6 protein-coding genes are annotated in these 8,218 nt (G+C 53.3%); 4 read left to right on the forward strand and 2 right to left on the reverse strand.

The window, feature by feature from the left end:
• Positions 1-1,123, reverse strand: a 1,123-nt coding sequence (gene rlmD, locus AC06ND_RS10060) for a 23S rRNA (uracil(1939)-C(5))-methyltransferase RlmD (protein WP_475678846.1), incomplete at its 3' end; no start/stop codon positions are given.
• A gap of 80 nt (positions 1,124-1,203) precedes the next feature.
• On the opposite strand from rlmD, the gene AC06ND_RS10065 reads away from it, so the two are divergent.
• A complete protein-coding gene (locus AC06ND_RS10065; RefSeq protein WP_475678847.1) occupies positions 1,204-1,815 on the forward strand; it encodes a deoxynucleoside kinase in 612 nt (203 codons plus the stop codon).
• Positions 1,816-1,833: 18 nt separating this feature from the next.
• On the opposite strand, the gene carB is transcribed toward AC06ND_RS10065, so the two are convergent.
• The gene (gene carB / locus AC06ND_RS10070; protein WP_475678848.1) at positions 1,834-5,067 is read right to left on the reverse strand and encodes a carbamoyl-phosphate synthase (glutamine-hydrolyzing) large subunit; all 3,234 of its coding nucleotides are present in this window, start codon (positions 5,065-5,067) and stop codon (positions 1,834-1,836) included.
• A 159-nt stretch (positions 5,068-5,226) separates the two neighbouring features.
• Here carB and AC06ND_RS10075 point away from each other — a divergent pair, with 159 nt between their 5' ends.
• The 3 genes from AC06ND_RS10075 to AC06ND_RS10085 all read left to right on the forward strand — a co-directional run.
• Positions 5,227-6,822, forward strand: a complete 1,596-nt coding sequence (locus AC06ND_RS10075; protein WP_475678849.1) for a thiamine pyrophosphate-dependent enzyme — start codon at positions 5,227-5,229, stop codon at positions 6,820-6,822.
• The gene (locus tag AC06ND_RS10080; protein WP_475678850.1) at positions 6,822-7,400 is read left to right on the forward strand and encodes an indolepyruvate oxidoreductase subunit beta; all 579 of its coding nucleotides are present in this window, start codon (positions 6,822-6,824) and stop codon (positions 7,398-7,400) included. The genes AC06ND_RS10075 and AC06ND_RS10080 overlap by 1 nt, the downstream gene beginning before the upstream one ends.
• A gap of 10 nt (positions 7,401-7,410) precedes the next feature.
• On the forward strand, positions 7,411-8,218 hold an 808-nt coding region (locus tag AC06ND_RS10085; RefSeq protein WP_475678851.1), incomplete at its 3' end, for a phenylacetate--CoA ligase family protein.

Raw genomic sequence — 8,218 nt, forward strand, 5'->3', positions numbered from 1 at the left:
CGAAGAACTCGCAGTTGGTGATGCCGTTTCCGGCAGCGTTGATCTTGGCGTCCTCGATGGCCTCGGGAACATACTCGATGCCTATCACCTTGGATGCCTTCTTGCTCACGAACTGAGCGATGGTGCCGGTGCCGGTGTAGAGGTCATATACGACCTCGTCTCCGTTGAGCGCCGCAAACTCGCGAGCCACGCTGTAGAGCTTATATGCCTGCTTGGTATTGGTCTGGTAGAATGACTTCGGACCGATCTTGAATCGGAGTCCTTCCATCTCCTCGTAGATGGCTTCGTCGCCGCTGTAGAGCATGCACTCCTGGTCGCCGATGGAGTCGTTCATCTTGGAGTTGATGACATAGTAGAGCGAACTGATCATAGGGAACTGCGCGAGAACTGCGTCGAGGAGAGCCTCACGCGCCTTGACGTCCTCATGCCAGAAGACGATGATGAGCATCACGTTTCCTTTCTCGGTGGTCCTGATGATCATGTTCCTGAGGAAACCCTCATGGTTGCGGATGTCGAAGAAAGGAAGGTCGTGCTCGAAAGCGTAGTTCTTTATGAAGAGCCTGATCTCGTTGGAAGGGGAGGCCTGGAGGTGGCAATGCTCAATGTCAAGCACCTTGTCGAAGAATCTGCCGACATGGAAACCAAGACCCTGACGCTCCTTCTCTGGAATTGCATCCGGATCTTCTCCTTCCTCGATCCACCTTCTGTTGGAGAAAGTGAACTCGAGCTTGTTCCTGTAATATGTAGTTTCGTCCGAGCCCACGATAGGGGTGATCTCCGGAACGTCGAGGTGTCCTATCCTTACTAGCTGGTCGTATACCTGCTGCTGCTTTGCCGCGAGCTGCATCTGGTAAGGGAGCGGCTGCCACTTGCAACCACCACAAGTTCCGAAATGCTTGCAGAAAGGCTCGAGCCTGTCAGGTGAAGGCTTGACCATACGGAGGATGAATCCCTCCATGTAATTCTTTTTCTTCTTGGTGACCTTGATGTCGACTATATCGCCAGGGACAGCGAACTGGACGAAGATCACGGCACCGTCCACATGGGCGAGGGCCTTGCCTTCGGCAGCGACTGCTTCGATAGTAACGTTCTCGAGAATTATCTCCTGATGTTTCCTGGACATGTTCACAATGATTTCGATTGCAAAAATAGCATTTAAATACTAATTTTGACGGGTATCTTATTCACGAAAACACAAGAAATATGCATATTGGCGTTGCTGGAAACATTGGTGCAGGCAAGACAAGCCTCACGAGGATGCTCGCGGAGCAGTATGGATGGACTCCGAGGTTCGAATCCGTTTCCGACAACCCTTACCTCGAGGACTACTACAAGGACATCGCGAGATGGTCCTTCAACCTCGAGATGTACTTTCTGGTGAGACGTCTGGAGGATCTCCGTGCAATTGCGGAAGGCGATCAGGCCATCATTCAGGACAGGACCATATACGAGGGCGTGAACGTGTTCGTCCGCAACAACTATGAGATGGGAAATCTCAGCTACAGGGACTTCACGACCTATATGGAAATCTTCCGCACCATGACATCGGTCACCAAGGCTCCTGACCTTATGATATATCTGCGCTGCTCGGTTCCGCATCTTGTGGGACAGATCCAGAAGAGGGGACGTGACTACGAGCAGAGTATCAGCCTGGAGTATCTCTCCGGCCTCAACAGGCTCTATGAGGAATGGATTGCCGAGTATGAGCACCCACTTCTGATCATCGATGCGGACGATCTTGACTTCGTCAACAACCCAGACGACTTCGCAAAAATAAAAGACCGCATCGACGCTTGTCTCTACGGTCTTTTCTAAAGTATTTCCTAGCGGATATTATTCGTAATCCTGCCAGCTCTTGATCTGGATGTCAGCAAGAGACTTGCGGCAGATTGCCTCCATGAAGGCGCTCGCAAGGCGTGCGTTGGTGATGAGTGGAGTATTGTGGTCGATCGCAGCTCTTCTGATGCGATAACCGTTGGTGAGCTCCCTCTTGGTCCTGTTCTTAGGGATGTTGATGATGAGGTCGAACTTGTGCTCTGAAATCATGTTCATGATGTTCGCTCTTTCCTCAGCATGGTTCTCATCAGGCCATCCAACGATGGTTGCAGGAACACCGTTCTCGTTGAAGAACTTGGCGGTACCCTCGGTAGCGTAGATGGTGTAGCCGTTCTTGGTGAGCATTGCTGCCGCATCGAGAAGGGCAACCTTGCTCTTTGCCTCGCCGCTGCTGATCATGATACCCTTGTCCTTAGAAGGGATGTTGTATCCGGTAGCGATGAGTGCGTTGATGAGTGCCTCCTCGTAGTCGTCGCCAAGGCAACCTACCTCACCGGTAGATGACATGTCGACGCCGAGAACAGGGTCTGCGTTCTGGAGACGTGCGAAGCTGAACTGGCTGGCCTTGACACCGATGCGGTCGATATCGAAAGCGCTCTTGTCTGGCTTCTCGTATGGAGCGTCGAGCATGATCTTGGTAGCGGTCTCGATGAAGTTGCGCTTGAGGACCTTGCTGACGAATGGGAATGAGCGGCTGGCGCGGAGGTTACACTCGATCACCTTCACATCGCGGCCCTTTGCGAGGTACTGGATGTTGAATGGACCTGAGATGTTGAGCTCAGCTGCGATAGCGCGGCTCATCTTCTTGATCTGACGTGCGGTAGCGAAGCTGATCTGCTGGGCAGGGAAGACCATGGTGGCGTCACCTGAGTGGACACCGGCATACTCTACATGCTCGCTGATAGCGTACTCTACGATTTCGCCGTTCCTTGCGACTGCGTCGAACTCGATCTCATTGGTCTCAGACATGAACTGAGAGATAACGACTGGGTATTCCTTGCTGACTTCGGTAGCCATCTCGAGGAAACGTACGAGCTCATCGTCGCTGTAGCATACGTTCATCGCAGCACCTGAGAGGACGTATGAAGGACGGACGAGTACAGGGTAGCCTACCTTGTCGATGAATGCCTTCACATCCTCCATAGAGGTGAGGGCGCTCCACTGAGGCTGGTCGATGCCGAGCTGGTCGAGCATTGCGCTGAACTTGTTACGGTTCTCTGCGCGGTCGATGCTGACAGGAGAGGTTCCGAGGATTGGAACGCTCTGGCGATGGAGCTTCATCGCGAGGTTGTTAGGAATCTGACCTCCCACTGAGACGATGACTCCGCGAGGATTCTCAAGCTCGATGACGTCGAGGACGCGCTCGAAGGTGAGCTCATCGAAGTAGAGACGGTCGCACATGTCGTAGTCGGTAGACACGGTCTCAGGGTTATAGTTGATCATGATTGACTTGTAGCCGAGCTTGCGCGCTGTCTGGATTGCGTTCACTGAGCACCAGTCGAACTCCACTGAACTACCGATACGGTATGCGCCGGAACCGAGGACGATGACTGACTTCTCGTTGCTGTAGTAGTTGATGTCATCTCCCTCGACTGCGTAGGTCTTGTAGAGGTAGTTGGTGAGCTCAGGATGCTGGCTGCCGACGGTCTCGATCCTCTTCACTGCAGGGAGGATGCCGAGGCCCTTACGATAAGCGCGGACGTTGAGAAGCTCCTTCTCCATGTTGCCCTCGTGCTTGTCGAGAACGAGGCGGGCGATCTGGAAGTCTGAGAAACCGAGGATCTTCGCCTGGCGCATCACATCTGCAGGAACTTCCTCGATAGCCTTGTACTCGCTGAGCTTAGCTGCGAAGTCTACGATGTTCCTGAGCTTCTCGATGAACCAAGGATCGATCTTGGTGAGCTCATAGAGCCTTTCGGTGGTATAACCCTCCTGGAGGGCCTGTGCGATGGCGAAGATACGCAGGTCGGTAGGATTTGCGAGCTCGTCATCGAGGTTGTCGAAGTGGATGTGGTCGTTGCATACGAAACCGTGCATGCCCTGGCCGATCATGCGGAGACCCTTCTGGATGAGCTCCTCGAAGGTACGTCCGATACTCATGATCTCACCGACTGACTTCATGCTTGAACCGATGCGACGGCTGACGCCGTTGAACTTGGTGAGGTCCCAGCGAGGGATCTTGCAGATGAGGTAGTCGAGTGAAGGAGCGACATAAGCTGAGTTAGGGGTACCCATCTCACCGATCTGGTCGAGAGTGTAGCCGAGAGCGATCTTCGCTGCTACGAATGCGAGAGGATAACCGGTAGCCTTTGATGCGAGAGCTGAGCTTCGTGAAAGGCGGGCGTTGATCTCGATGATACGATAGTCATCGGTGTCTGCGTTGAATGCGAACTGGATGTTGCACTCGCCGACGATTCCGAGGTGCTTGACGCACTTGATGGTGATATCCTGGAGCATCTTGACCTGGTCGTCACGGAGAGAGCAGGTAGGCGCTACGACGATTGACTCACCGGTGTGGATCCCGAGTGGGTCGAAGTTCTCCATGCTTGCGACGGTGAAGCAATGGTCGTTCGCGTCGCGGATGCACTCGAACTCGATTTCCTTCCAACCCTTGAGCGACTCCTCAACGAGTACCTGAGGCGCGAAGGTGAATGCTGACTCAGCGATCTCAGTGAAAGTCTTCTCGTCAGGGCAGACGCCTGAACCGAGACCACCGAGAGCATAGGCTGAACGGATCATGATAGGGTAGCCGATGCGGCGTGCAGCAGCAAGGGCAGTGTCCATGGTCTCACAAGCCTCGCTGACAGGAACCTTGAGGTCTGCCTCGTTGAGTCTCTTGACGAAACGGTCGCGGTCCTCAGTATCCATGATGGCCTCTACGCTGGTACCGAGTACCTGTACTCCGTACTTCTCGAAAGTACCGTTCATGTAGAGTTCTGTACCGCAGTTGAGTCCGGTCTGACCACCCCATGCGAGGAGAATGCCGTCAGGACGTTCTTTCTTGATTACTTCAGTTACAAAATAAGGCGTTACTGGAAGGAAATAAACCTTGTCAGCAATGCCTTCAGATGTCTGGATTGTAGCAATGTTAGGGTTGATGAGGACTGACTTGATACCCTCTTCACGAAGGGCTTTGAGTGCCTGAGAGCCGGAATAATCAAATTCGCCGGCCTGTCCGATCTTAAGTGCACCGGATCCGAGGAGGAGGACCTTCTTGAGATTTGACTTCATATATCGATTTTTGTAAAGTTCCAAAACTGAGCAAAGGTACGAAAAAAAACAAAAACAATCAACAATTGCTTTTGCGGATTTTTATTGGTAGATTTGTTCAGCTATGAACTTCCGCTCCCCGATGATCGTGGAAGGCATGTTTACCACATAAGACACAATATGGGAAAGAAACTACTTCTTGGCGATGAAGCTATTGCTCTCGGAGCCATATATGCAGGATTGAGCGGAGTCTACGCCTATCCTGGAACCCCTTCAACTGAAATCACCGAGTTCATCCAGAATGATCCCCTCGCAAAGGAGCGCGGAATCCACAGCAGGTGGTGCACCAATGAGAAGACAGCGATGGAAGCGGCTCTGGGTATGAGTTACGCTGGCAAGCGCGCGCTCGTGTGCATGAAGCATGTCGGAATGAACGTATGTGCCGACGCGTTCGTGAACAGCGCCATCACCGGTGTGAACGGCGGTCTGGTCGTGCTTGCTGCTGACGATCCATCCATGCATTCATCGCAGAACGAGCAGGACAGCCGCTTCTATGCGGACTTCGCCATGATTCCGGTTCTTGAACCTAGCAACCAGCAGGAAGCATACGACATGATGGCGGATGCGTTTCAGCTCTCGGAGAGTCTCAAGGAGCCTGTGATGCTTCGTATCGTGACGAGGCTTGCTCATAGCCGTGCAGCCGTAGAGGTTGGCGAACCTATGGCAGAGAATCCTCTTGACGTGACTCGTGAAAGCTGGGTACTTCTCCCTGGCAACGCTAGGAAGAAATACGTAGAACTTATTGCCAAGCAGCCGGAGATGAAGAAGGCTGCAGAAGAGTCTATATATAATAGATGTATAGGGTCGGCTTCCGCACCTAGAATAGGTGTCGTAGCCTGCGGAATCGCTTATAACTACGTGAAGGAAGCTGCCGGCGATGACGTGAACGTTCTCAAGATAAGCCAGTATCCTATACCTGAGGATCTTGTGAAAAAGCTTGCTCAGGAGAACGACGTCCTGCTCGTGGCTGAAGACGGACAGCCGGTGGTGGAGAAGGCGGTCAAGGCCTTGCTCGGCGCTGGATATCCTGTCAAGGGACGTCTCACAGGCGATCTTCCAAGGACAGGCGAACTTACTCCTGACAGTGTTGCAATCGCTCTCGGAAAGCCGGCAGGCCCTTCTTTCGAGAAGGCAAAGAATCTCTCAGGAAGGCCTCCGCAGCTTTGTCAGGGCTGCGGTCACAGGGATGTATATGCTGCTCTCAACGAGGTGCTCGCTACCTATCCGGACTATAGGATTTTCGGAGATATCGGATGCTACACCCTCGGTGCGCTTCCTCCTTTCCGTGCGCTTTCGAGCTGCGTGGACATGGGTGCATCCATCACCATGGCAAAGGGTGCAGCTGACGCTGGATTCTTCCCGTCTGTTGCAGTGATCGGTGATTCTACCTTCACCCACAGCGGCATGACCGGACTGCTTGACGCAGTCAACGACAGAAGCAACATCACCGTCATCATATCCGACAACCTCACGACCGGTATGACCGGAGGTCAGGACAGCGCAGGCACGAACAAATACGAGGCGATATGCGTTGGTCTCGGAGTAGATCCAGCACATGTCAGGGTAGTCGTACCGCTCCCTAAGAACATGCCTGAGATCACGAAGGTGATCAAGGAAGAGATAGAATACGACGGCGTGTCCGTCATTATACCACGAAGGGAGTGCATGCAGACCTTGCAGCGTCATCTCCGCGAAGCTAAGAAGAACAATAAGTAATGAAGAAGGACATCATACTTTGCGGTGTGGGAGGACAAGGCATCCTCAGCATCGCGACCATCATAGGCGAGGCTGCAACGAAGGCGGGACTCAATCTCAAGCAGGCGGAGGTTCACGGAATGAGCCAGAGGGGGGGAGACGTCCAGAGCAATCTCAGACTTTCCACCGAGACTATATGGTCCGACCTTATCCCGCTCGGAAAGACTGACGTCGTGATCAGTATGGAGCCGATGGAAGCGCTCCGCTATCTCGAATATCTTGCTCCGGACGGAACCGTCGTCACCAGCAGCAAGCCGTTCGTCAATATCCCGAACTATCCGGACGAAAGCGAGCTCAAGGCGGAGCTGGAGGCTCTTCCTTCTGTTGCCATGCTCGACATCGAGTCAGTCGCAATGGAATCAGGAAATCCACGCGGAGCCAACATGGTGCTCCTGGGAATGGCGGCACCGTATATCGGCATACTGAGCGTTGCTCAGCTGCGCGAGGCCATCGCCGTTGTCTTCGCAAGGAAAGGAGAAGCCATTGTCAATGCCAATCTCAAGGCATTCGACATGGGTGTAGAATCAACAGAAAAATAACCATATAACTATGATACATAATCCAGCAATCGAGTGCATGCCACGTGAGGACATGCGCAAGCTCCAGTCGGAGAGACTAGTCAAGATCGTAAAGACCTGCTATGAGAAGGTCCCTTTCTATAAGAAGAAGATGGACGAGCTGGGAGTGAAGCCGGAGGACATCAAGTCCATCGACGATATCTCCAAGCTTCCTTTCACCACAAAGACAGATCTGAGGGATGAGTATCCTTTCGGTCTCCAGGCTGTTCCTCAGTCCGAGGTAGTGAGGATCCACGCATCCAGCGGTACCACTGGAAAGCCGGTGGTGGATACATATACCAAGAATGATATCGACAACTGGGCAGAGGGCGTAGCGCGCGTGATGGCAGCTGGTGACGTAGGTCCCGGTGACATCGTACAGGTCAGCTACGGATACGGCCTCTTCACCGGTGGACTCGGAGCACACGACGGTGCCGCGAAGCTCGGTGCGGTTCAGCTTCCTACTTCGGCAGGTAACACTGAGAAGCAGATCATGCTCATGCAGGACTTCGGATCTACGGCCCTTGCATGCACCCCTTCTTATGCACTTCGCCTTGCGGAGGCCATCCATGCCAGCGACAAGGTTTCCATCGACAACATGAAGCTTCGCGTAGGTTTCTTCGGTGCAGAACCATGGACTGAAGGTATGCGCAAGGAACTCGAGGAGAAGCTCCGCATCAAGGCATTCGACATCTACGGTCTCACCGAGATGAGCGGCCCTGGTGTGGGAGGCGAGTGCGAGTGCCATGACGGCACCCATCTCTGGGAGGATATGTTCTACCCTGAGATCATCAATCCTG

The organism is Candidatus Cryptobacteroides sp. (assembly GCF_056207615.1).

Excerpts from the sequence above, each read along its gene's own strand:
- AC06ND_RS10065 (WP_475678847.1), top strand. The coding sequence starts at position 1,204 with ATGCATATTGGCGTTGCTGGAAACATTGGTGCAGGCAAGACAAGCCTC.
- carB (WP_475678848.1), bottom strand. The coding sequence starts at position 5,067 with ATGAAGTCAAATCTCAAGAAGGTCCTCCTCCTCGGATCCGGTGCACTT.
- AC06ND_RS10075 (WP_475678849.1), top strand. The coding sequence starts at position 5,227 with ATGGGAAAGAAACTACTTCTTGGCGATGAAGCTATTGCTCTCGGAGCC.
- AC06ND_RS10080 (WP_475678850.1), top strand. The coding sequence starts at position 6,822 with ATGAAGAAGGACATCATACTTTGCGGTGTGGGAGGACAAGGCATCCTC.